The 22,208-nt window shown below is 71.9% G+C and carries 26 protein-coding genes and 1 riboswitch; of the genes, 8 read left to right on the forward strand and 18 right to left on the reverse strand.

Annotated elements, in window-relative coordinates; all coding sequences use genetic code 11:
• Window positions 1–108 precede the first annotated feature (108 nt).
• The 4 genes from GA0070619_RS21130 to GA0070619_RS21145 all read right to left on the reverse strand — a co-directional run bounded on the left by GA0070619_RS21130 (window position 109) and on the right by GA0070619_RS21145 (window position 3,199).
• The gene (locus tag GA0070619_RS21130) at window positions 109–612 is read right to left on the reverse strand and encodes a DUF6328 family protein (protein WP_088949672.1); all 504 of its coding nucleotides are present in this window, start codon (window positions 610–612) and stop codon (window positions 109–111) included.
• A gap of 174 nt (window positions 613–786) precedes the next feature.
• Window positions 787–1,536, reverse strand: coding sequence for a sugar isomerase domain-containing protein (locus GA0070619_RS21135; protein ID WP_088949673.1), 750 nt, complete (start codon window positions 1,534–1,536; stop codon window positions 787–789).
• Window positions 1,533–2,339, reverse strand: a complete 807-nt coding sequence (locus GA0070619_RS21140) for an AAC(3) family N-acetyltransferase (protein ID WP_088949674.1) — start codon at window positions 2,337–2,339, stop codon at window positions 1,533–1,535. The genes GA0070619_RS21135 and GA0070619_RS21140 overlap by 4 nt, the downstream gene beginning before the upstream one ends.
• Window positions 2,340–2,368: 29 nt before the next feature.
• The gene (locus tag GA0070619_RS21145) at window positions 2,369–3,199 is read right to left on the reverse strand and encodes an alpha/beta fold hydrolase (RefSeq protein ID WP_088949675.1); all 831 of its coding nucleotides are present in this window, start codon (window positions 3,197–3,199) and stop codon (window positions 2,369–2,371) included.
• 108 nt (window positions 3,200–3,307) lie between these two features.
• Window positions 3,308–3,412, forward strand: a riboswitch (TPP riboswitch).
• A 74-nt stretch (window positions 3,413–3,486) separates the two neighbouring features.
• On the opposite strand from GA0070619_RS21145, the gene GA0070619_RS21150 reads away from it, so the two are divergent.
• From GA0070619_RS21150 to GA0070619_RS21160, 3 genes are all read left to right on the forward strand, one after another.
• Complete coding sequence (locus GA0070619_RS21150; protein WP_088951943.1) at window positions 3,487–4,080, forward strand: ECF transporter S component; 594 nt, start codon at window positions 3,487–3,489, stop codon at window positions 4,078–4,080.
• Window positions 4,081–4,192: 112 nt separating this feature from the next.
• The gene (locus tag GA0070619_RS21155; protein ID WP_088949676.1) at window positions 4,193–5,629 is read left to right on the forward strand and encodes an ABC transporter ATP-binding protein; all 1,437 of its coding nucleotides are present in this window, start codon (window positions 4,193–4,195) and stop codon (window positions 5,627–5,629) included.
• Window positions 5,626–6,426 (forward strand): energy-coupling factor transporter transmembrane component T family protein, encoded by an 801-nt coding sequence (locus tag GA0070619_RS21160; protein ID WP_088949677.1) that lies wholly within the window; start codon window positions 5,626–5,628, stop codon window positions 6,424–6,426. The genes GA0070619_RS21155 and GA0070619_RS21160 overlap by 4 nt, the downstream gene beginning before the upstream one ends.
• 187 nt (window positions 6,427–6,613) lie before the next feature.
• On the opposite strand, the gene GA0070619_RS32540 is transcribed toward GA0070619_RS21160, so the two are convergent.
• Entirely contained in the window at window positions 6,614–7,090 is a 477-nt protein-coding gene (locus tag GA0070619_RS32540) for a hypothetical protein (protein ID WP_157744068.1), read from the reverse strand.
• Window positions 7,091–7,384: 294 nt separating this feature from the next.
• Between GA0070619_RS32540 and GA0070619_RS21170 the strand changes: the two genes are divergently transcribed.
• The gene (locus tag GA0070619_RS21170) at window positions 7,385–7,681 is read left to right on the forward strand and encodes an MTH1187 family thiamine-binding protein (RefSeq protein WP_088949679.1); all 297 of its coding nucleotides are present in this window, start codon (window positions 7,385–7,387) and stop codon (window positions 7,679–7,681) included.
• A 104-nt stretch (window positions 7,682–7,785) separates the two neighbouring features.
• Window positions 7,786–9,228 (forward strand): NADP-dependent phosphogluconate dehydrogenase, encoded by a 1,443-nt coding sequence (gndA, locus tag GA0070619_RS21175; protein WP_088949680.1) that lies wholly within the window; start codon window positions 7,786–7,788, stop codon window positions 9,226–9,228.
• Window positions 9,229–9,264: 36 nt separating this feature from the next.
• On the opposite strand, the gene GA0070619_RS21180 is transcribed toward gndA, so the two are convergent.
• From GA0070619_RS21180 to recO, 5 genes are all read right to left on the reverse strand, one after another.
• Window positions 9,265–10,026 carry a pirin family protein gene (locus tag GA0070619_RS21180; RefSeq protein ID WP_088949681.1) on the reverse strand — a complete coding sequence of 254 codons (762 nt, stop codon included), beginning with the start codon at window positions 10,024–10,026 and terminating at the stop codon, window positions 9,265–9,267.
• Window positions 10,023–10,223, reverse strand: coding sequence for a thioredoxin reductase (locus GA0070619_RS21185; protein WP_231927123.1), 201 nt, complete (start codon window positions 10,221–10,223; stop codon window positions 10,023–10,025). The genes GA0070619_RS21180 and GA0070619_RS21185 overlap by 4 nt, the downstream gene beginning before the upstream one ends.
• A 287-nt stretch (window positions 10,224–10,510) precedes the next feature.
• The gene (locus GA0070619_RS21190; RefSeq protein ID WP_088949682.1) at window positions 10,511–10,696 is read right to left on the reverse strand and encodes a hypothetical protein; all 186 of its coding nucleotides are present in this window, start codon (window positions 10,694–10,696) and stop codon (window positions 10,511–10,513) included.
• A 69-nt stretch (window positions 10,697–10,765) separates the two neighbouring features.
• Complete coding sequence (locus GA0070619_RS21195; protein ID WP_088949683.1) at window positions 10,766–11,578, reverse strand: isoprenyl transferase; 813 nt, start codon at window positions 11,576–11,578, stop codon at window positions 10,766–10,768.
• A gap of 4 nt (window positions 11,579–11,582) precedes the next feature.
• Window positions 11,583–12,449 carry a DNA repair protein RecO gene (gene recO, locus GA0070619_RS21200; RefSeq protein WP_088949684.1) on the reverse strand — a complete coding sequence of 289 codons (867 nt, stop codon included), beginning with the start codon at window positions 12,447–12,449 and terminating at the stop codon, window positions 11,583–11,585.
• Window positions 12,450–12,551: 102 nt separating this feature from the next.
• Between recO and GA0070619_RS21205 the strand changes: the two genes are divergently transcribed.
• Window positions 12,552–13,358, forward strand: a complete 807-nt coding sequence (locus GA0070619_RS21205) for a DUF4097 family beta strand repeat-containing protein (RefSeq protein WP_088951945.1) — start codon at window positions 12,552–12,554, stop codon at window positions 13,356–13,358.
• Here GA0070619_RS21205 and GA0070619_RS21210 read toward each other — a convergent pair.
• The gene (locus GA0070619_RS21210) at window positions 13,345–14,508 is read right to left on the reverse strand and encodes an acyltransferase family protein (protein ID WP_088949685.1); all 1,164 of its coding nucleotides are present in this window, start codon (window positions 14,506–14,508) and stop codon (window positions 13,345–13,347) included. The genes GA0070619_RS21205 and GA0070619_RS21210 overlap by 14 nt on opposite strands.
• 195 nt (window positions 14,509–14,703) lie before the next feature.
• On the opposite strand from GA0070619_RS21210, the gene GA0070619_RS21215 reads away from it, so the two are divergent.
• Window positions 14,704–15,174 carry a hypothetical protein gene (locus GA0070619_RS21215; protein ID WP_157744069.1) on the forward strand — a complete coding sequence of 157 codons (471 nt, stop codon included), beginning with the start codon at window positions 14,704–14,706 and terminating at the stop codon, window positions 15,172–15,174.
• Window positions 15,175–15,211: 37 nt separating this feature from the next.
• On the opposite strand, the gene era is transcribed toward GA0070619_RS21215, so the two are convergent.
• The 7 genes from era to GA0070619_RS21250 all read right to left on the reverse strand — a co-directional run bounded on the left by era (window position 15,212) and on the right by GA0070619_RS21250 (window position 21,326).
• Window positions 15,212–16,108, reverse strand: a complete 897-nt coding sequence (gene era, locus GA0070619_RS21220; protein ID WP_088951946.1) for a GTPase Era — start codon at window positions 16,106–16,108, stop codon at window positions 15,212–15,214.
• A 5-nt stretch (window positions 16,109–16,113) separates the two neighbouring features.
• Complete coding sequence (locus GA0070619_RS21225; RefSeq protein ID WP_088949687.1) at window positions 16,114–16,500, reverse strand: cytidine deaminase; 387 nt, start codon at window positions 16,498–16,500, stop codon at window positions 16,114–16,116.
• Window positions 16,493–17,917: a hemolysin family protein gene (locus tag GA0070619_RS21230; protein ID WP_088951947.1), complete on the reverse strand. Its 1,425-nt coding sequence runs from the start codon at window positions 17,915–17,917 to the stop codon at window positions 16,493–16,495. The genes GA0070619_RS21225 and GA0070619_RS21230 overlap by 8 nt, the downstream gene beginning before the upstream one ends.
• Window positions 17,893–18,366 carry an rRNA maturation RNase YbeY gene (gene ybeY / locus GA0070619_RS21235; RefSeq protein ID WP_088949688.1) on the reverse strand — a complete coding sequence of 158 codons (474 nt, stop codon included), beginning with the start codon at window positions 18,364–18,366 and terminating at the stop codon, window positions 17,893–17,895. The genes GA0070619_RS21230 and ybeY overlap by 25 nt, the downstream gene beginning before the upstream one ends.
• A gap of 15 nt (window positions 18,367–18,381) precedes the next feature.
• Window positions 18,382–19,440: a PhoH family protein gene (locus tag GA0070619_RS21240; RefSeq protein ID WP_088949689.1), complete on the reverse strand. Its 1,059-nt coding sequence runs from the start codon at window positions 19,438–19,440 to the stop codon at window positions 18,382–18,384.
• A 132-nt stretch (window positions 19,441–19,572) separates the two neighbouring features.
• Window positions 19,573–20,970 carry a serine hydrolase domain-containing protein gene (locus GA0070619_RS21245; protein ID WP_231927124.1) on the reverse strand — a complete coding sequence of 466 codons (1,398 nt, stop codon included), beginning with the start codon at window positions 20,968–20,970 and terminating at the stop codon, window positions 19,573–19,575.
• Complete coding sequence (locus tag GA0070619_RS21250) at window positions 20,967–21,326, reverse strand: histidine triad nucleotide-binding protein (protein ID WP_088949690.1); 360 nt, start codon at window positions 21,324–21,326, stop codon at window positions 20,967–20,969. The genes GA0070619_RS21245 and GA0070619_RS21250 overlap by 4 nt, the downstream gene beginning before the upstream one ends.
• Before the next feature lie 97 nt (window positions 21,327–21,423).
• Here GA0070619_RS21250 and GA0070619_RS21255 point away from each other — a divergent pair, with 97 nt between their 5' ends.
• Complete coding sequence (locus tag GA0070619_RS21255) at window positions 21,424–22,185, forward strand: SDR family NAD(P)-dependent oxidoreductase (protein ID WP_088949691.1); 762 nt, start codon at window positions 21,424–21,426, stop codon at window positions 22,183–22,185.
• Window positions 22,186–22,208 lie beyond the last annotated feature (23 nt).

Consider the following 22,208-nt stretch of genomic DNA (forward strand, 5'->3'; position numbering starts at 1 on the left):
GCCCCCTCGAAGCTCGGTGCGGCTGCGTCGACGTGCGCGACTACCCGCCACGCTACCCCCGGTTGTTACCCAGGGGTAGCGCTGCGTGAAGATCTGCGCGATCAGCGATCAGCGACCGGCGATCGTGTCCGGGTCGTCGTCATCGTCGTCGATGTCGTCCTCACCCCAGTTGCGTCGCGCGAACGGCAGGATCACCCAGAACGCGAGGAACCAGATTCCGGTCAGGGCGCTGAGCAGGAAGGCGATCGGCCGGTCCAGCACGAAGTCGGTGATCAGCAGCACCGCGCTGACCATCGCGATCAGCATGAAGGCGAGACCGCCGGTGGCCATCCGGTGCGCGAAGCGCACCAGCTCCGGCTTGCGTCCCTGCCGGAACAGCGCCCGGTGGAACGCCACCGGCGAGATGATCAGCGCGGTGGCGGCGGCCGCCGCGAGCAACGCCACGATGTAGACGTCCCGCTGGAACTCCGTGGTCTCGGTGAACCCGTTGCTGAACGGCAGGGTGAGCAGGAAGGCGAAGAGGATCTGCACGCCGGTCTGTGCGACCCGCAACTCCTGGAGCAGGTCGGCGAAATTGCGCTGCCAACGCTGCTTGTCGGTCTCCTTGGACACGCGCTACCTCCGGTGAGACGCTACTGCCGGCGGTCCCGGCCGCCGGCAGCAACGCCAATGCCCCACCCGCCCGAGCGCGAAACAGGTTCACGACATCTTCCGTTCACCTCGGGGACGCAGGTCGGTCACCAGCACCAGCCGATGCCGGGCGACCGTGAGCACCGTCCGGCGGCGTCAGGACCCGCGACGGATGCGGCCCGCGTACCGGGCCTCCAACGCCGTGTTGTGCGCGTCGCCGTCCGGGATGTTCGCCGACAGGTAGACCGGTGGCCGCTCCCCCGCTGCCAGCAACCGCGCCACCACCTCCACGGTGATCTGCTGGGCGAGCAGCGCAGCGGTGATCGAGGAGACCGCGCCGACCGCACCGCCACCGGGAAGCGGCAGCGTCGCGTCGCCGTACGGGGCGCCGTTGTCGAGCACCACGTCGGCGAGGTCGCCCAGCTTGCGCCCGGACGGGTGCCGGGAGGTCATCCGACCGGAGTGCCGCGCCGAGGTGATCGCAACCAGCCCGTGGCCACGTTCCTTGACCAGCGTCGCGAACTCCACCATCGCGCCGTTGACCCCGGAGTTCGAGGCGAGCACGAAGACGTCGGTGGGCCGCACCGGCGCCAGCTCGTAGAGGCGGTGCGCGACCGACGGGTCCCGTTCCAGCATCGGGCCCAGCCGATCGGCCGGTTCGCCGCCGAGCAGCACCAGGTCGCGGAGGGCGATCCGGTTGGTCGGCACCAGACCGCCCGCCCGGCCGGCGATCTCCATGGCGAGGGCCTCCGAGTGCCCGGTGCCGAACGCGTGCACCACGCCGTCGGCGCGTACGGCGTCGGCGATCAGATCCGCGGCCCGCCCCACCGCCTCCCGCTGGCTTTCGGCCACCCGGCCGATCGTCTCGGTCACCACGGCCAGGTAGTCCTCGGCACTCACCGTCATGCGTCCTCCGTCGTCCGATTGCGGGCCAACCAGTGCACCGCGAAGTCGACCGCCGCCCGCTGGCGCATCAACCTGCCGGTCCCGGCACCCACCGGGCCGGTGCGAACCTCTCCGGTGGCCTCCAGGGCCGCGCCCAACGCGTCGAAGTCACCCGCGTCGAGCCGTACGTCCTGCCACCACACCCATTCCCTGCCGCCGTCGGCGGTGCGCACCGCAGCGCCGACCCGCTCTCGGGGCGAGCCGGGGCGGCGGTATTCGGCCAGGTGCAGCGAGGTGCTCGCGGAGTGGCCGACACCGAGCAGCAACACGTCGGCGTCCAGGTCGTAGAGCCGGCCCAGCGGGGACTGCTCGCCGAGCATGTCGGCCAGGGCGTGCCCGGTCACCACCTGCTCGGCGGCCGGCCCGAGCGCGGCGAACGACACCTGGGGATGCGAGCTGCGCAGAGCGCCGGGCCAGCCGCGGACCGTCTCGGCGAGCGCCCCCATGAACCGGCTCGGGGTGATCGCCGGGTCGAAGCCGGGCATCTCCGAGCGGATCAGCGGCCACCAGTCCGCCGGCACCGGCGGGTTGCGCCACTGGGCGGGATCGCTGTTCTCCGGTGTGTGGGTGGGCACGACGATCGTGCCGTCCGGACCGAGCGCGTCACGCAGGGCGAGCACCACCGCGTGCGGACCACCGCTGATGAATCCCAGCGGACGGAGGCCGGCGTGCACCAGCAGCGTCGCGCCGGGGCGTACGCCCAGCAGGCGTAGTTGCGCGGCGATCGAGCGGCGGCTGCCCGGCCCGCTGCCGTCCGTCGTCATGATGGCCCTCCCCCGCTGACCCGCACGACTCAGGCCGTTGCGCTGACTCGGGCCAGGATCGCCTCGGCGAGCGGGCCCGGGGCCGCGTCCGGGATCCAGTGGCTCACACCGGCCAGTTGCACGAAGCGGTAGTCCCCGGTGACGTTCGCCGCACACGCCTCGGCGGCGGTCCGACCGATGGCGACGTCCCGGTCACTCCAGACGTACGTGGTGGGCACCGCGACCGGGCCGACCGCTGCCAGGTCGGAGCGGGACATCGCCCGGTACCAGTTCAGGGCGGCGGTGAGGGCTCCCGGCTCGCGCATCGGGTCGGCGTAGCGGTCCACCCGGGGCCCGTCGCCCACCCCGCCGAGCAGTTTGCGCAGCGCGGTGGCGTGCCACGCCAGCAGCACCTTCTCCGCCTTGTCCGGCTTACGGAACAGCGCAATGTACGACGAGCGGGCCTTCTGCTGGCTGTCGTTGGCCAGGGCGTGCGCCATGGCCGCCGGATGCGGCACGGACACCGCCGTCAGTGTGCGGACCCGCTCGGGGTGCCCGGCGGCGACCGCCCAGGCCACGATCGCGCCCCAGTCGTGGCCGACCAGGTGGACGGCGTCCAACCCGAGGGCGTCGAGCACCGCCACCACATCGGCGACCAGCTCGGGGATCCGGTAGTCCGCCACCGCCGTGGGCCGGGCACCCGGCGAGTAACCGCGCTGGTCCAGCGCGTACGTGCGCAGCCCGGCCGCGTGCAGCGCCGGCACGACCTCGTCCCACTCGCCGCTGTGCTGTGGGAACCCGTGCAACAGCAGGACGGGTACGCCCTCCGGCGGACCACCGACGGTTACCTCGAACGTGAAGCCTCGCGCGTCAACCCGCATGATCGGAAGCGTACCCAGCCGACGACGGGCCGGCTGCTCGCCGCAGGTCAGGCGGATGCCCTCCTGGGCCAGCGGCCCACGTCGGTGTTAGCGTCAGCGAGACAACTTCACATCCGACAGGGGAGCGCACAGCGCTGAGAGTGCGGGCATGCCCGCAGACCCTCGAACCTGATCTGGGTAATGCCAGCGCAGGGAGTTCGGTCGACCTCCAGCCGCGCCGCAGTCCGGTGCCCCCGGACGCGGCGTGCGTCTTCTCCTGGTTCGCACTCACGAACTGGGAGCAACACATGAAATCCACCACCGACACACACCGTTGGCGGACCATCGACATCGTGGTCGCCTCGGTGATCGCGGTCGCCTTCGGCGTCATCTTCTGGGCCTGGGGCCTGGTCTGGAGCGCCACCGAGGGTGCGTTCGCCTTCTTCCCGCCGGCGCAGGCGCTGCTGTACGGCGTCTGGTTGATGCCGGCCGTGATCGGCGGTCTGGTCATCCGCAAGCCCGGTGCCGCGCTCTACTGCGAGACGGTGGCCGCGGTCCTCTCCGCGCTGCTGGGCAGCCAGTGGGCCGGCACGGTGATCCCGCAGGGCATCGTGCAGGGCATCGGCGCGGAGCTGGCGTTCGCCGCTTTCCGGTACCGGTCGTTCCGGCTGCCCACCGCGGTGGTGGCCGGCGCGCTGACCGGTCTCAGCGCCGCGCTGTTCGACTTCTTCATCTGGAACGTCGACTACGCGCTGGCCGACTACCGCATCCCGTACGCGCTGATCACCATCGTCAGCGCCACGGTGATCGCCGGAGCCGGCGGCTGGCTGCTGACCAAGGCCCTGGCCAACACCGGTGTCCTGGACCGTTTCCCGGTAGGCCGGGACCGCGCCCTGATCTGACCCCACCCACTCGCGTCGATCATGAGGTTGACGGGCGGATGGATCTTCAGAACCACCGTCAACCTCATGATCGACCGTGCAGGGTGGAGCCGGGGCTTGGGAGGGGTGTTTGGTGGGCGGGGTACTGCTGCGGGGGTTCGGTTGGCGGCACGCCGGGCGGCGCGCGTGGGCTCTGCGCGGGGTCGACCTGCGGGTTGAGGTCGGGGAGCGGGTGCTGCTGCTCGGGCCCTCGGGGGCCGGCAAGAGCACCCTGCTCAGCGCGCTCGCCGGGCTGCTACCCGAGGACTCCGGCGAGCAGGAGGGCACAGTCGAGATCGACGGGCTCGACCCCCGCAAGGGCCGGGAACGGGTCGGCATCGTCTTCCAGGACCCGGAAACCCAACTGGTGATGGCCCGCTGCGGCGACGACGTCGCGTTCGGGCTGGAGAACCGGGGTGTGCCCGCCGACGAGATCTGGCCCCGGGTGGACGAGGCGCTGCACCGGGTCGGCTTCCCGTACTCCCGGGACCGCAACACGGCCGCACTGTCCGGCGGCGAGCAGCAACGCCTGGCCCTGGCCGGCGCGCTGGCCCTGCGCCCCGGCCTGCTGCTGCTCGACGAGCCGACCGCCAATCTCGACCCGGCCGGGGCCGACCTGATCCGGCAGGCGGTTGCCGGGGCGCTGGACGCCGACACCACGCTGATCCTGGTCGAGCACCGGGTCGCCGAGGCGCTGCCACTGGTCGACCGGGTGGTCGTCCTGGACCCGGGCGGCGGGGTCCGTGCGGACGGCACGCCCGAGGCGGTCTTCGCCGCCCACGGCCCCGCCCTGGCCGCCGAGGGAGTCTGGGTGCCGGGTCACCCCATCGCGCCCCGGCGGGCCACCGCCGCTCCCGGCGAGCTGTTGCTCACCGCCGACCGGCTCGGCCTGCCACCCCGGCTGGCCTCCACCGATCTCGCGGTACGCGCCGGAGAGGCACTCGCCGTACGCGGACCCAACGGCGCCGGCAAGTCCACCCTGGCGTTGCTGCTCGGCGGGCTGCTCCGGCCAGGCACCGGCCGGGTCACCGCGTCCGCCGAGTTGGCCGGCGCGGACCATCGCACTCCCCCGCACCGCTGGCGGGCACCCGCGCTGACCCGGCGGATCGGGTCGGTCTTCCAGGACCCGGAGCACCAGTTCGTCACGAGCACCGTCTTCGACGAGCTGGCGCTCGGCCCGCGCCGCACCGGTCAACCCGAGGCAGCCGTGCGGGAGACCGTGGCCGGGCTGCTGGAGCGACTACGACTGGATCGGCTCGCCGCCGCCAACCCGTACACCCTCTCCGGGGGCGAGGCGCGGCGGCTGAGCGTGGCGACGGCCCTGGCCACCGCGCCCCGTCTGTTGATCTGCGACGAACCGACCTTCGGCCAGGACCGGCGGACCTGGCGGGAGCTGGTCGACCTCTTCGCCGAGCTGCGCGACGCCGGGCACGGCGTGGTCGCGGTCACCCACGACGCGGATTTCGTCGCCGCTCTCGCCGACCGCACCGTCACCCTGCACCGGGCCGTGACCGGCGACGGTGCCCGATGATCAGCATCGAACCGGTCGCCGCGCCCGGTGCGCCGTTGGCCCGCCGCAACCCGGTGGCGAAGCTCGCCGCGGCGCTGGTCTTCTCGTTCACCCTGCTGGCCACCCTGGACCCGGTGGCCCCGGCGATCGCCATCGCGCTCGAACTCGCCGTACTCCCGCTGTTCGGCATCCGCTACCGGGTGCTGGCCCGGCGGGCCTGGCCGCTGCTCCTCAGCGCCACCGGCATCCTGGTCACCCTGGTGCTCTTCGCCGCCGACAGGTCCGGTCGGGTCCTGCTGGACGCCGGGCCGGTGTTCGTGAGCACCGGCGTGCTGCTCACCGCGCTCGGCCTGGTGCTGCGGGTCTTCGCGGTGGCACTGCCGGGCGTGATCGTCTTCGCGACCACCGACCCCACCGACCTGGCCGACGCGCTGATCCAGAACGCGAAGGCGCCGGCCCGGTTCGCCATCGGGGCGCTCGCCGCGTTCCGGCTGGTGCCGCTGCTCGGTCAGGAGTGGCAGATGATCAGCATGGCCCGGCGGGCGCGGGGCGTCGACGCGGGACGCAACCCGGTGGCGAAGCTACGACTGTTCGCCTCCACCGCGTTCGCGCTGCTGGTCGGGGCGATCCGCCGGGGCACCCGGCTGGCCGTGGCGATGGACGCGCGCGGCTTCGACGCCGGCACCCCCCGGACCGTGGCCCGCCGGCAGCGCTTCACCCGGGCCGACGGGCTGCTCGTCGCCGGGGCAGCCACCCTGGCCGCCGGCGCACTGACCACGAGCATCCTCCTCGGCAGCTTCCGCCCCCTGATCGGCTGACCTGACCCCTGCTCTCCACGCAGGGGCGCCGCCCGGCGTCTCTGAGCGTCGCCGCGCCGGCATGATCCGCACAACTTCAGGGATGGTGCTGCTTCGTTGGGCGGTGAGGCAGCACCATCCCTGAAGTTGCTGTCTGCCTCACCGCCCACGGCGTCGGGGACAACGCGCCGGGTGGGTGCGGGGTCGGTCAGCTGCGGCGGAAGGCGTAGCGGCGGTTCTGGCCGGCTTGTTGACCACGCCCGCCGGCCGAGCGTGTCCCGCCACCCTGCGGCGGTCCGGCGGTCGGTGCCTTCGGTCGCCCGGCGACCTTCGGCAGGTCTGCCACCACCGGCGCGTCGACTGCTGCCGGCACGTCGAACGGCGGCACCAGCTCACCCGGCACCACCGCTGGCGGAGCCGGCTGACTCAGCACCGCCGGCGGCGCCGGCTGACTCAGCACCGCTGGCGGAGCCGGCTGACTCAGCACCGCCGGCAGCGCCGGCTCGACCAGCACTGCCGGCTCACCCAACTCCGCCGGAAACGCCGGATCGACCAGGAGAGCCGGTTGGACCGCGAGATCGAAGTCGGGGCGGGTCGGTAGGAGCGCGTCATGGCCGGCCGCCGAGTCTGTGCCGGACGTGGGTGCGGCTGAACGGGATTTCTTCCGGTTGCGCCTGGCAGGCATCCGGGCCTCCTTCAAAGCCGACCGGCACGGCCGGTCCCGCGCGCCGGCGGTCGGTCGGATCGGCTGATGACCGTCGTCGTGCGACGGTCCAACGGGGAAGGGACTGCTCACCGGGGGTCGGGGCACAGCCAGCGCCGCCGAACGGCGGGTGGGAGATGCGGGACGCCCGGGAGCGCACGGACCGCGACGCGGGGCGGCGGGCCGGCTCGGAAGTGGGGCGTCAGTTGCGCATGCCCGCACTCTATCGGCACCAGGTGGGGCGGTGCAGCCGATTTTCCTGGCACCATCGGCGGCATGCTGATCGCGTTCTCGATAACCCCGCTCGGTGTCGGTGAGTCCGTCGGTGACCTGGTCGCCGAGGCGGTACGGGTGGTCCGCGACTCGGGCCTTCCCAACCGCACCGACGCCATGTTCACCACCGTCGAGGGTGAGTGGGACGAGGTGATGGCGGTCGTCAAACAGGCGGTCGACGTGGTGGCCGCGCAGGCACCCCGGGTGAGCGTGGTGCTCAAGGCCGACATCCGGCCGGGGGTGACCGACGCGCTCACCGCGAAGGTGGCGCACGTGGAGAACCGGCTGGCCCAGGGCTGAGCGCCATCGGTCGGTGACCGGCTGTTGGGCAGCGCTCCCCCATGGCCCCTGCGTCGCGATACCGTCGCAACACATTGACACGACGGCGAGAGGTGGCGGCACGGATGGTTGAGCAGGCGAGGGCGCAGATTGGTGTGACCGGGCTGGCGGTGATGGGTCGGAATGTGGCCCGCAACCTGGCCCGCAACGGCTTCACGGTGGCAGTGCACAACCGGTCGCCGGAACGCACCCGCAGCCTGGTTGCCGAGCACGGTGACGAGGGCACGTTCGTGCCCGGCGAGTCGATGGCCGATTTCGTGGCGTCGTTGGAGCGCCCCCGCGCGGTCATCGTCATGGTCAAGGCTGGCGCGCCCACCGACGCGGTGATCGACGAGTTGGTGCCGCTGCTGGAAGAGGGCGACATCATCGTCGACTGCGGCAACGCCCACTTCGCCGACACCCGCCGTCGGGAGGAGGCGCTGCGCGCGCAGGGCCTGCACTTCAGCGGCACCGGCGTCTCCGGTGGCGAGGAGGGCGCGCTGCGGGGGCCGAGCATCATGCCGGGCGGTTCCGCCGAGTCGTACGCCAAGCTCGGGCCGATGTTCGAGAAGATCGCCGCGCAGGTGGACGGTGTGCCGTGCTGCATGCACGTCGGGCCGGACGGCGCCGGGCACTTCGTCAAGATGGTGCACAACGGCATCGAGTACGCCGACATGCAGCTCATCGCCGAGGCGTACGACCTGCTGCGGGCCGGTCTGGGCGCGGAGCCGGCGGAGATCGCGGAGATCTTCCGCGACTGGAACAACGGCGAGCTGGAGTCGTTCCTCATCGAGATCACCGCCGATGTGCTCGCGCACACCGATGCGGCGACCGGCCGGGCGTTCGTGGACATCGTGCAGGACCGTGCCGAGCAGAAGGGCACCGGCCGGTGGACGGTGCAGAGCGCCCTGGACCTGGGCATCCCGATCACCGGGATCGCCGAGGCGACCTTCGCCCGGTCGCTCTCCGGGCACGTCGACCAGCGGGAGGCGGCCCGTCGGGCGTTCCCGGACGCTGGTGAGAAGTGGCAGGTCGCCGACCGGGACGCGTTCATCGAGGACGTCCGCCGGGCGCTGCTCGCTTCCAAGATCGTTGCGTACGCGCAGGGCTTCGACCACATCCGGGCCGGCAGCCAGGAATACAACTGGGACATCGACCTCGGCGGCACCGCGACGATCTGGCGGGGCGGCTGCATCATCCGGGCCCGCTTCCTCAACCGGATCCGCGAGGCGTACGACCAGCAGCCCGACCTGTCGACGCTGCTGGTGGCACCGTACTTCGCCGAGGCGGTCGCCGCCGGTGTGCCGAGCTGGCGCCGGGTGGTGGGTGACGCGACCCGGGCCGGTGTGCCGACGCCCGCGTTCTCGTCGTCGCTGGCCTACTTCGACGCGCTGCGCGCCGAGCGGCTGCCCGCCGCGTTGATCCAGGGTCTGCGGGACAACTTCGGGGCGCACACCTACCAGCGGGTGGACCGGGACGGCTCGTTCCACACCACCTGGGCCGGCGACCGCGCCGAGTCCCCCGCCTGACCTGAGCGACGGTCACCTGGCCCCGCCCACGTGGGGTCAGGTGACCGTGGCGTGCATCTCCCAGACGAGGATCTCGGCTGGTTCGTCGGCGGTGACCCGCCGGCCGCCGGTCATGGTGAGTCGGGCCGCGTCGCCGGTGCCGAGCGGGCCGCTGCCCTCCAGGGTCACCGTGCCGTTGGGCACGTACAGGTGCACGAAGGGCGCGTCGGGGATGGTCACCTCGTCGCCGGGGGCGAGTCGGGCGGCGTGCAGGGTCGCGTACCGGTTGCGGATCCGGATGGCGGACGCCCCGTCGTAGCGTTCCATCCCGGAGGCGATCGGCACCAGGCCGCCGCGGAGCAGCTCGTCCTCGATCTCCAACTGCTCGTAGCCGGGGTCGCCGCCGTCCTCGTCGGGGAGCACCCACATCTGCACGAAGTGGACCGGGTCGCTGTGCGGCTCCTGGTTGTTGAGCCGCCAGGCGTCGTTCTTCTCCGAGTGCAGGATGCCGGTGCCGGCGCTCATCCGCTGCGCCAGCCCCGGGTAGATCACCCCGGAGTGCCCGGTGGAGTCCTGGTGCACCAGGGAGCCACGCAGCACCCAGGTGACGATCTCCATGTCCTGGTGCGGGTGGGTCTCGAAACCGGCACCCGGTCGCACGACGTCGTCGTTGTTGACCAGCAGCAGACCGTGGTGGGTGTTGGCTGGGTCGTAGTGCCGGGAGAACGAGAACGAGTGGTGGGAGTCGAGCCAGGAGATCCGGGTGGAGAAGCGGTCCTCGCCACGACGGACGTCGACGGCGGGAGCGGGCGCGGTCACCAGGCACGCTGCCCGGTGTCGGAGGTCGACGGCGCCCACGTCAGGGCCGGTTCGCCGGTGGCCAGCTCGGCGATCTCGCCGGTGCGCAGCTGCGGGGTGTGGCCGAACTCGGCGCAGTGCTGCTCGGCGATCTCGGCGCAGATGTCGGCCACCTGTTCGCAGATCGGGTCACCCAGATCGGCCGCGTTCAACGCCATGATCATCTTGAACCGAAGATCCCGCACACCCACCCCAACCGCAGTAGTCCCGCCACTTCCGGACCCTACCCGCCACCCTTTCGCGAGACCCCGAAACGACAGCTCAGTCCCCCAGCCGGAACCCCTCCACCCCGGCCGCGTCGATCATGCAGTTGTAGTGCCGCACAGAAGTGGCGAAAGCGGTGGAACCGCCCACCACAACTCCATGATCGACCGGGTTGGGGGCGGGTTTGGGCACAGGGAGGCGCCGCCCACACGGGGTGTGGGCGGCGCCGGTGGGTCTGGGGTTAGAAGAAGCGGCGGCGCTTGGCCTTCTGCGGGCGCATCAGGTCAGCGCCCCTGGTCAGCAACCGGGTAGCCCCGGAGGGACCACGCCGGGCCTCCAGTGTGTGGCTGAGCCGGCGAGCACCGGCAGCCGCCAGTGGCACCGCGACCGCCATCACCGCCCACTGGGCAATGCGCTTCTGGATCATGTGGGTTCACCTCCGTCAGTGGCTTCTGACGTCACTGATACCCAGAGTGACGTGCGGATAAGCGTCGGTTCAGAGAACCGGGGCGACCGGGTTGGGCAGCGCCCCGCCGAAGCGCCGGTCCCGCTGCGCGTACAGCTCGCACGCGTACCAGAGGTGGCGGCGATCGAAGTCGGGCCAGAGCGTGTCCAGGAAGACGAGCTCGGCGTACGCGGCCTGCCAGAGCAGGAAGTTGGAGATCCGCTCCTCGCCGGAGGGGCGCAGGAACAGGTCGACCTCCGGGACCTCCGGGTGGTAGAGGTACTTCGCGACGGTCTTCTCGCTGACCTTCGCCGGATCCAGCCGGCCGGCCGCCACGTCCCGTGCGATCGCGGCTGCGGCGTCGCCGATCTCGGCCTGCCCGCCGTAGTTGACGCAGAACTGCAGGGTCAGCGTCGAGTTGTCGCGGGACATCTCCTCGGCGGTCTGCAACTCGGAGATGACGCTCTTCCACAACCGCCCGGCCCGACCAGACCAGACCACCCGGACGCCGAGGTCGACCAACTCGTCGCGACGGCGACGGATCACGTCCCGGTTGAACCCCATCAGGAACCGGACCTCGTCCGGCGAGCGTCGCCAGTTCTCGGTGGAGAACGCGTACACCGACAGGTACGGGATGCCCATCTCGATCGCACCCTCGATGGTGTCGAAGAGGCTGTGCTCCCCCGCCTCGTGCCCCTTCGTGCGGGGCAGCCCGCGGTCCTTGGCCCAGCGGCCGTTGCCGTCCATCACCACCGCCACGTGCTTCGGCACCGCGTCGCCGGGCAGCGCCGGCGGCCGGGCGCCGGACGGGTGTGGTGTCGGCGGCGTCGGCTCGCGCCGGCCGGCCTTCTTCGATCGGATCACTCGGTCACTCCCTGTTCGCGCCGTCCGCCCCGGCCTCGACGTCGCCACGTGGCCGGAGCACCACGGCCCCGGTGCCATCCGGCGGCGAGGCCGTGCTGGTCGCCGAGGGACCCCGGTCGACCAGCGGCAGCGAGCGTAGCGCGCGCTCCAGGTGCCACTGGAGGTGAGCTGCGACCAGCCCACTGCACTCCCGGCGTACGCCGGCTTCGGTGGCGTCGGCGAGCACCCAGTCACCGGTGGTCAGCGCGGACATCAGGTCGACGGTGGCCGGCGCGGGGTGGGCCGCGCCGGGTGGCCGACAATCGGGACAGACCGTGCCGCCGGCGGGCACGGAGAACGCCCGGTGCCGGCCGGGGGTGCCGCACACGGCGCAGGCGATCAGCGCCGGCGCCCAGCCCGCGAGGGCCATCCCCCGCAGCAGGTACGCGTCGAGCACCAGGGTGGTGGCGTGCTCGCCCCGGGACAGCGCCTTCAACGCGCCCACGGTGAGCTGGAACAGCCGCAGCGACGGCTCCCGCTCGACCGGGGTCAGTCGCTCGGCGGTCTCGGCGATCGCGCTCGCCGCCGTGTAGCGCGGATAATCCCCCAGGAACCGCTTGCCGTACAGGTCGATGCCCTCGACCTGGCTGACGCTGTGCAGTGAGCTGCCGTGGTTGCCCTTCGGGTCGCCGGCGAGCTGGAGGTCGACGTGGCCGAACGGTTCCAGCCGGGCGCCGAACTTGCTGGTGGTGCGGCGGATCCCCCTGGCCACCGCGCGCAGCCGGCCATGTCGACGGGTCAGCAGGGTGATGATCCGGTCGGACTCGCCGAGTTTCTGCACACGCAGCACCACCGCGTCGTCGCGGTAGAGCTGTCGGCGATACCCGGCCATCGGGCCATTCTCCCTCGGGGTGTGAAATCAGGGTCGGTTCGGGGTGGATGCGCGGATGAACCCCGATGCGCGTGGCTCCGCACCGGCCGTAGCGTGCTGGCCATGGCAATGCAATCCACCACCGACGCCCGCCGTCGTCGCGCCGCCACCCCCATCGCCCTGGGGCTGACAACCGCACTCATCGTGCTCGCAGGGTGCGACAACCTGGCCATGCGCCGGCTCGACTACGACGACACCGAGGCCGTGAAGATCACCACCATCCGGGTGCTGCCGGGTGCCGGCGACGTGATCGTCCGGGGCACCGCCACCGCCGCGGAGGCACGGATCAAGCGGGTGGTGCGCTACCAGGGCGGCGAGCCCAAGGCCCGGTACGAGATCAAGGGCAGCGAGCTGGTGCTGGACACCGACTGCGGCGACCGTTGCAGCGTCTCCTACGAGGTGGCCGTGCCGGAGGGCGTCGCCCTTCAGGGCGAGTCCGGCTCCGGCGATGTCGAGCTGAGCCGGGTCGGCGCGGTGGACCTGCGCCTGGGCTCCGGTGACGTCCGGGTCAACGGCGCCTCCGGCACGGTCGGGGTGGAGACCGGGTCCGGGAACATCGACGTGAGCGAGGCCAGTGGGACGATCCGCCTGCGCGCCGGCTCGGGGGACATCACGGCGCGCCGCCTCGGTGGCGCGGCGGACGCCGAGGCCGGCTCCGGCAATGTCACAGTCGAGCTGGACAAGCCCGCCTCGGCCCGGGCGCACGCCTCCAGCGGTGACGTCACGATGCTGGTGCCGGCGGGCAGCTACCAGGTGCGCTCCAGCACCGGTTCCGGCGACGCGCGGATCACCGTCACGCACGACCCGGCCGCGACCGACGTGCTCGACGGCTCGGCCGGCAGCGGCAGCGTCACGATCACCCAGCGCTGACATCGCTCCGTGCCGCCGTAACCCGCTGCGGTGGCACCACCGCCCGCCCGAGGGTGGCCCCGGCCGGCTGCTCGTCGGGACGGTCGCGGCGCTCGGTGTCGGGCTGTTCGCGGCCCTCGGTGTCGGGCTGGTCGGCCATCTCGGTTGCCTGGACCGGGCCGCCGGGGATCAGCTCCGGGCGGCGACGGGCGGCGACGTCCTCGACCCACCCGAAGGCCAGGGTGACCACCCCGACCAGCGCGAAGACCAGCACCACCCGGATGGCCAGACCCACCGGGTCCTGATGGGACCAACCCACCACGTCGACCAGCGGAGTGAGCGCCACCACGAACGGCATGTGCCAGAGATAGATGGTGAGCGCCCGCCGGTTGACCACGGTCACCGCCCGGTCAGCCAGCCGGCTTCGGCCCAGCCAGGCCACCCCGGCGGGGGCTCGGCCCAGCACGATCAGGATGAATGCGGCCGACCAGAGCGCGTTGCCGAGGTGGTTGTCGTTGAGGTCGTACCCGCGCGGGCCGGGATGCCCGACGATCCAGGCGCCGCCGGTCACCGCGAGCGCGAGCGCCACCGGGTACAACACCCGACCGGCGAGCCGGCGCAGCATCCCGGCGTGATGGGCGAAGCCGAGCATCCACGCTCCGAAGTAGAGCCCGAACTCGCGCAGCACCGGAGGCGCCGGGTAGATCCCCACCTCGATCGCCACCAGCAGGAGGTACGGGGCGAGCAGGGTCGGCAGCGGGGCACGCCGGAACAGCCAGAACGCGACCGGTGAGGCGAGCACGAACCACAGGTAGTCGCGCAGGTACCAGATGATGCTCAGCGCCAGGGCGCCCCAGTTGTTGGCCGGCGGGTCGGCGATCGGAAACAGCCACAGCAGCACCCGAGGGCTCATCGGCATCCCGCTGAGCAGCATGGCCGGCACGAAGACCACCGCGAGCACCCACAACGACGGCAGCAGCCGCCGCAGCCGCCGCCCGACCGCCGCCGGCCCGGAACGGGTCAACGAAGCGGCCATCAGCGAACCGGCCAGCGCGAACATCACCGACATGGCGGGGAAGACGAGGGTGAGGGTCGCCCATCCCGTGACGTGGTAGACGACAACTCGAACGATGGCCAGGAAACGGAGTAGATCGAGATACCGGTTGCGCATCAGCCTGCATCTGGGTCGGGGACGCGGGGCGTAACTCCCCTACCCTGCGCGGTGCCCGCGCGAAACGGTCACCACCCCGACCAAACGTGAGCCTTTCCACCTACCTGACCGAAGACGATCATGAGTTGCACGGCATGTTCACCGACGATTGCGGGGCCGGCGGCTCGGCCGGCCCCGCAACCACAGTGAGGGACGATGACTGAACCACTGTCCAGCGTGGAGGCACTGCTGGCGCCAGCTCACCGCGTCATCATCGTCGCGGGCGCGGTTGCCGAGTTTCTGGACCTGCCGGGCCGTGCCAGCGCGCTGTGCTACGCCGGCGACGACGTCCTTTACCTGATGAGTGCTTCGGGTTCCTATCACCGCGCGCGGGTAGTGCTCGAGTCGTGGGCCGCCGCCCCGCCGGACGACCGCACGGGCGTGGACGCTCAGCAGCAGGTGACACTGGCACTGAGCGACGGCACCGTGCACGTCTCCGGCATGTTGGAGTTCCAGGCCAGCCCGATCCTGACCCTCGGTCCACCGGGCCGCTACCACGCCCGGGTCGATGTCACCGGGCGTGCCGAACTGCGCCGTGTCGAAGCCCGGCCGGACCACCCCGTCCCCATCATGGACGTGGAACGGTTCCTGGTCCGCTTCTGGGCCGAGCGTCAGGGCGAGGGGTGACCGGATTTCTCTGGTCGATCCCGGCCGGTGCGGTGGATCAGAAACCCAGCTTGCGCAGCTGCTTGGGGTCGCGCTGCCAGTCCTTCGCGACGCGGACGTGCAGGTCGAGATAGACCCGACTGCCGAGCAGCTCCTCGATCTGCCGGCGGGCGTTGGTGCCGACCTCCTTGAGCCGGCTCGCCTTGTGACCGAGAACGATGGCCTTCTGGCTGGGCCGCTCCACGTAAAGGTCGGCGTAGATCTTCATGACCTGACCCTCGGGGATCATCTCCTCCACCACCACGGCGATGGAGTGCGGCAGCTCGTCACGGACGCCCTCCAGGGCTGCCTCCCGGATCAGCTCCGCGACGAGAACCTGCTCGGGATCGTCGGTCAGCATGTCGTCCGGGTAGAGCTGCGGCGACGGCGGCAGATATTTGGTCATCACGTCGACCAGGGTGTCCACCTGGTGCCCGGACACCGCGCTCACGGGCACGATCTCGGCGAACTCCCCCATCTGGCTCACCGCGAGCAGCTGCTCCGCCAGGCGGCGCTTGTCGACCAGGTCGGTCTTGGTGACCACCGCCAGCACTGTCGCCTTCAACTCGGCCAGCTCACCGGTGATGAACCGGTCACCGCGCCCCACCGGCTCGTCCGCCGGAATGCACAGGCCGATGACGTCGACCTCCGTCCAGGTGGACCGGACCAGGTCGTTGAGGCGCTCGCCGAGCAGCGTACGGGGCCGGTGCAGGCCGGGGGTGTCGACCAGGACCAGCTGCGACTCCGGTCGGTGCAGCACGGCCCGGATGATGTGCCGGGTGGTCTGCGGCTTGTTCGAGGTGATCGCGATCTTGGTGCCGACGATGGCGTTGGTCAGCGTCGACTTGCCCGCGTTGGGCCGGCCGACGAAGCAGCCGAACCCGGCACGGTACGGCCGCGCCTCCGGGTCCTGCACGGGGCTCACTGGGTCACCGTGCCGAGGACCGTGCCGTCGGGAGCGGCCACGTGGATCGGCGCGTCCACCGTGAGGTCACGTACGGCCGCATGACCGGCGCCGTCCAGCGTCGACGCCTCGGTCACCACCGCCGCGGCCTCCAGCCGGCTCGCCCCGGCAGCCACGGCGGACGCGACCGCCAACTGCAACGCGGTGAGGGTCAACGAGGGCAGCGCGACACTGGCCGCCGCGTACGTCCGGCCGTCCTGATCCCGGACCGCGGCGCCCTCCACGGCGCCGACCCGTCCGCGGGCTCCCCGGGCCAGGACGACGAGCTTGCCGTCCTCGGCGCTGAGCGTCGCCGACTCGGTGGGGGCGGGTCGGGCGGCGGGCGCGGCGGGTGTGTCAGGCATCGGCAGCTTGCCTCTCGTCATCTCGGTAGTTGTCCGTGTCGTCCCCGGGGCCGGCGTGGTCGCCACGCCCCGCGGTGTCCTGTTCGTGGCCCGACTCCACCCGGCTGACCAGGACGGTGTCGATCCGGTTGCGCCGGCCGGTGGTGCCCTCGGCGACCAGCCGGAGGCCGGCGACCTCCGCCTCCGCACCGGGGATCGGCACCCGCCCCAGCGACTGGGCGAGCAGGCCACCGACCGTCTCCACCTCGTCGGTGGGCAGATCGGTGTCGAACATCTCGCCCAGGTTCTCCACCGGCAGGCGGGCGGTCACCCGCACCGTGGAGTCCGCCAGACGTTCGACGGGCGGGCGTTCGACATCGTACTCGTCGGTGATCTCACCGACGATCTCCTCCAGGATGTCCTCGATGGTGACCAGACCGCCGGTGCCGCCGTACTCGTCGACGACGATGACCAGGTGGTTACGGGCCGCCTGCATCTCCGACAGCAGGTCGTCGACCGGCTTGGACTCCGGAACGAAGGTCGCCGGGCGCATCAGCTCGGCCACCGGCAACTGCTCGGCCTCCGGGTCACCGCCCCGGGAGCGCCGGATCAGGTCCTTGAGGTAGAGCACACCCAGCACGTCGTCGACGCTCTCGCCGATCACCGGGATGCGGGAGAAACCGGAACGCAGGAAGAGCGCCAGCGCCTGCGCGAGCGTCTTGCCCTCCTCGATCCACACCATCTCCGTACGCGGGACCATCACCTCGCGGGCGATGGTGTCGCCGAGGGCGAAGACCGAGTGGATCATCTGGCGCTCGCCGTGCTCGACCACGCCGCGTTGCTCGGCCAGATCGACCAGCTCCCGCAACTCCACCTGGGTGGCGAACGGCCCCTCACGGAAGCCGCGCCCCGGGGTGACCGCGTTGCCGATCAGGATCAGCAACGACGCGAGCGGGTTGAGCGCCCGGCCCAGCCAGCGGACCATCGGCGCCACCGCACGACCCACGGCGTACGCGTGCTGCCGGCCGATGGTGCGCGGCGCGACGCCGACCACCACGAAGCTGACCACGGTCATCGCGCCGGCGGTCACCAGCGCGGCCCGCCAGCCGGCACCGAAGCTGTCCACCGCGACGAGCGCCACCAGCGTGGTGGCGGTCAACTCGGCGAGCAGCCGCAACAGCAGGAGCAGGTTGAGGTGCCGGACGACGTCGCCGGCGACGACCTGGAGGGTGCGGGCGCCGCGCACACCGTCACGGGCCAGCTCGGCGGCCCGGGCCGGCGAGACCGCCGCGAGAGCTGCCTCGGTCATCGCGATCAGACCGGCCAGCACCACCAGGCCGGCCGCGAAGACGATCAGCTGCAGGTCAGGAAGGCCGGCGGTGGCACCGGCCGCAAGTAACGGAGGAGTGGACATCACTGGGTGCGGGTCGACCGCCAGCTGGCCAGCAGTCGGGCCTGGAGCGCGAACATCTCCCGCTCCTCCTCCGGCTCGGCGTGGTCGTAGCCGAGCAGGTGCAGCACCCCGTGCACGGTGAGCAGGTGCAGCTCGTCGGCCGGCGCGTGCCCGGCGGTCGCCGCCTGCTTGGCCGCGACCTCCGGGCACAGCACGATGTCGCCGAGCAGGGCGGGCTCGCCGCCGGCCGGCGCGGACTCACCCGGGCCGTGGTCGACGCTGCCCTCGTCCATGGGGAAGGCGAGCACGTCGGTCGGGCCTTCGCCACCCATCCAGCGGTGGTTCAGCTCGGTCATGTAGTCGATGTCGACCAACAGCACGGACAACTCGGCGAGGGGGTTGACCCCCATCTCGTCGAGGGCGTGCCGGGCGACGGCGAGCACGGCGTCAGTGTCGACGTCGACACCGGACTCGTTGGCGATCTCGATGGACAACTGCTTTCCTCTGCTTTAGCGGCGACGGCCGGCCCGGCCGCCCTGGGCGGGTCGCCCGGGCACGGCGTGGACGCCCTGCGCCTGCTGGTTCTCCCGCTCGGCGTCCCAGCGGGCGTACGCGTCGACGATCTCCCCGACCAGACGGTGGCGGACCACGTCGGTGCTGGACAACTGGGCGAAGTGCACGTCGTCGACGTTTCCCAGGATCTCCCGGACGACCCGCAGGCCGCTGCTCGTCCCGCCGGGAAGGTCCACCTGGGTGACGTCACCGGTCACGACGATCTTGGAGTTGAAGCCGAGTCGGGTGAGGAACATCTTCATCTGCTCGGGCGTCGTGTTCTGCGCCTCGTCCAGGATGATGAACGCGTCACTCAGCGTCCGGCCCCGCATGTATGCCAGAGGCGCGACCTCGATCGTGCCCGCGGCCATCAGCTTGGGGATCGTCTCCGGGTCGAGCATCTCGTGCAGCGCGTCGTAGAGCGGACGCAGGTACGGGTCGATCTTCTCGTTGAGCGTGCCGGGCAGGAAGCCCAGTCGCTCACCCGCCTCCACCGCCGGCCGGGTCAGGATGATCCGGTTGACCTGCTTGGCCTGCAACGCCTGGACGGCTTTCGCCATCGCCAGGTAGGTCTTGCCGGTGCCGGCCGGGCCGATGCCGAAGACGATGGTGTTCGAGTCGATCGCGTCGACGTAGCGCTTCTGACCGAGCGTCTTGGGGCGGATGGTGCGCCCGCGACGGGAGAGGATGTTGAGCGTCAGAACCTCGGCGGGCCGCTCGGCGGTGCCCTGCTCGAGCATGCCGACGGTACGCCGGACGGCGTCAGTGGTCAGGGTCTCGCCTTTCTCGATGAGTTCGAGCAGCTCACTGAAGACGCGCTCGGCGAGGGCGTTGTCCGCGGGCTCACCGGTGATGGTGATCTCATTGCCGCGAACGTGCACGTCACTGGCGACCGAGCGTTCGACGAGTCGGAGGATCTCGTCGCCTGCGCCGAGCAGATTGACCATGATCTTCGAGTCGGGCACGGTGATCCTGGTCTGCACCCGGGGCGGGCCGGGAGGTGGGGTGCCGGTCATAGGTCGGGCCCGTAGGGCCCTGCGCCACCTGCTCTCGATCTCGGCGCCGGCCTGCTGGCCTGGCGTGCGGACGTTACACCCATCGTATCCGTTCAACGCGGGCCGCATCGCGCCCATTTCCGCTGGCCGCGATCAACTGCCGGCCCGGAAGTCGTACCCCTCGAAGGTCTCCTGGTGGCGGGTGAACCGGTACGTCGCCCAGTGCATCCGGACCACCGCCCCGGCCTCGTCCCGGGTCAGCCGCAGCAGCTCACCGGCCTCCCGACCGGAGGCGGTGCGGAACACGTCCGGCTGGTCCGGCAGGGGCGTGAAGATCGCCGGCGGGCGTCCGGCGGCGTCACCGGCCCCGCTCGCCCGCAGGGCACCGTCGCGCCAGGAGAACACGTACTCGAAACCCTCCCCCCACCAGCGACCAAGCGCGCCCCGCAGGGCCGCCGGGGCGGGTGCCCCCGGTCGCCATGGCTCGATCTCGGCCGGGTCGTGCTCGACCGCCGCGGCGAGCAGCCGGTGCGGCAGGTCGAACAGTTCGGCCGCCGTGCCGGACGAGCCGAGCACCGCGGCACCCATCGCGCCGGCCGTGCCGTCGCCGCCCCGCCGGCCGTACACCCCAGCGAGGAAACCGGGCATGGCCCCGTCGTGCCCCACGTGCATCACCCGCTCCCCCTGCGGGACGAGGATCAGGCCGAGCCCGAAGCCCGCGCCCCAGAGCGTCTCGTCGGTGGTGGTCAGCGGCCAGCGCATCTCGTCCAGGGTGGTGGGGGCGAGCACCGTGCCGGTCGGGTCCAGTGCCGCCGGGTCGGCCAGGAACGCGGCCCAGCGCGCCATGTCGGTCGCGGTGCTCCAGAGCTGGGCGGCCGGGCCGACCGCGCCGAAGTCGGTCGGCGGCTCCGGGTGCGCCTCGTCGGAGTACGCGTCGACCAGGAAGCCGGTGGCCGCCGTCGGCCGAGGGGTCACCGTGGTGTCGGTCAGCCCCAGCGGCGTGAGGATCCGCTCGGTGAGCGCCTGCGCCCAGCTCTCGCCGCGCAGCCGGGCGACCAGTTGACCGAGCACGGCCAGGCCCAGGTTGGAGTAGTGGAACCGCCGTCCGGTCGGCAGCACCCGCTCGGCCCGGTCCAGCTCTGCCACCAACTGGTCGGCGTCCGGTGCGCGCAGGCTGTCCCAGACGTCGCCGAACGGCTCGCGTTGCAGACCGGCGGTGTGCGACAGCAGCCGGCGCACGGTCAGCTCGCCATGTGCGGGAAGGTCCAGGTGCCGGCCCACCGGGTCGTCCAGGTCCAGCAGCCCGTCGTCGCGGCACTGGAGGGTGAGGGCCGCGGTGAAGGTCTTGGTGACCGAGCCGATCCGGAACTGGGTGTCCGACCCCAGCGGGCTGTCGGTGCCGGTCTCGCCGACGGTGCAGCTCCAGAGCGGGCGGTCGGCCCGGTGCAGCGCCGCCGACACCGCCGGCACCCGGGCGTCGGCCTGCACCCGCCGGACCAACCGACCCAGGCGCTCATCCACCCGGCCGTCCGGCGCCGGTCCTGCGCTCACGTCAGGTCCCGGGCGAGCATCGGGCCGAGCGGCGCGCCACCGAGCAGATGTGCGTGCACGTGGAACACCTCCTGACCGCCGTACGCGCCGGTGTTGAACATCAACCGGAAGCCGTCGCCGAGCAGGCCCTCGTCCTCCGCCACCGCGGCGGACGTCGCCAGCACATCGGCGGCCAGCGCAGGGTCACCCTGGGCGAGCGTGGCGACGTCGGCGTAGTGCTCCTTCGGAATGACCAGGACGTGCACCGGCGCCTTCGGGTCGATGTCGCGGAAGGCGAGCGTGGTGTCGGTCTCCCGGACCACGGTGGCCGGGATCTCCCCGGCGACGATGCGGCAGAACAGGCAGTCGGATCCCATCGGGGCAGTGTAAGGACTAACGGGCCGGGGGCGCCCCGGCGCAGCATGCGCCGCCGGCCTGTTCGCAGGAGAGACCGGCTGAGGCAGGATGGCCGGCATGACGGATCGGGCGGTACTCGTGACGGGGGCCTCGCGCGGCATCGGCCGTGCGGTGGCGACGGCGTTCGCGGTCGGTGGCGACCGGGTGGCGATCCACCACCGCGACTCGGCCGACGCGGCCGAACAGCTGCGCGCGCAGTTGCCCGGCACCGGGCACGTGGTGGTCCGCGCGGACCTCACCGACCCGGACGCCGTCCGGGTCATGGTCGACGGGGCCGCCGAGCTGCTCGGCGGGTTGGACGTGCTGGTCAACAACGCCGGGACGTACGGCGACCGGGACGAGCCGCACCCGATCTTCGGCACCTCCTACGAGCAGTGGCAGCAGCGCTGGCGGCGGGTGGTGGAAACCAACCTCACCGGAGCCGGCAACGTCACCTGGTGCGCCGCCCAGCACATGCGCGAACGCGGTGGGCGGATCGTCAACGTCTCGTCCCGTGGCGCGTTCCGGGGCGAGCCGGACCAGCCCGCGTACGGCGCCAGCAAGGCGGGTCTGAACGCGCTGGGTCAGTCGCTCGCCGTGGCGCTCGCGCCGTACGGCATCACTGTCGCCACCGTCGCGCCGGGTTTCGTGGCGACCGACATGACCACCGAGCACCTGCGCGGCGAGCACGGTGCGGCGATCCGGGCGCAGAGCCCGTTCGACCGGGTGGCCGAGCCGGAGGAGATCGCGGCCGCGGTGCACTGGCTGGCCTCGCCGCAGGCCGAGTGGGCCTCCGGCACGATCGTCGACCTCAACGGCGCCTCCTACCTGCGCAGCTGACGGCGGAACAGCTGCCCACATCA

The sequence above is a fragment of the Micromonospora zamorensis genome (assembly GCF_900090275.1).
Taxonomy (GTDB): domain Bacteria; phylum Actinomycetota; class Actinomycetes; order Mycobacteriales; family Micromonosporaceae; genus Micromonospora; species Micromonospora zamorensis.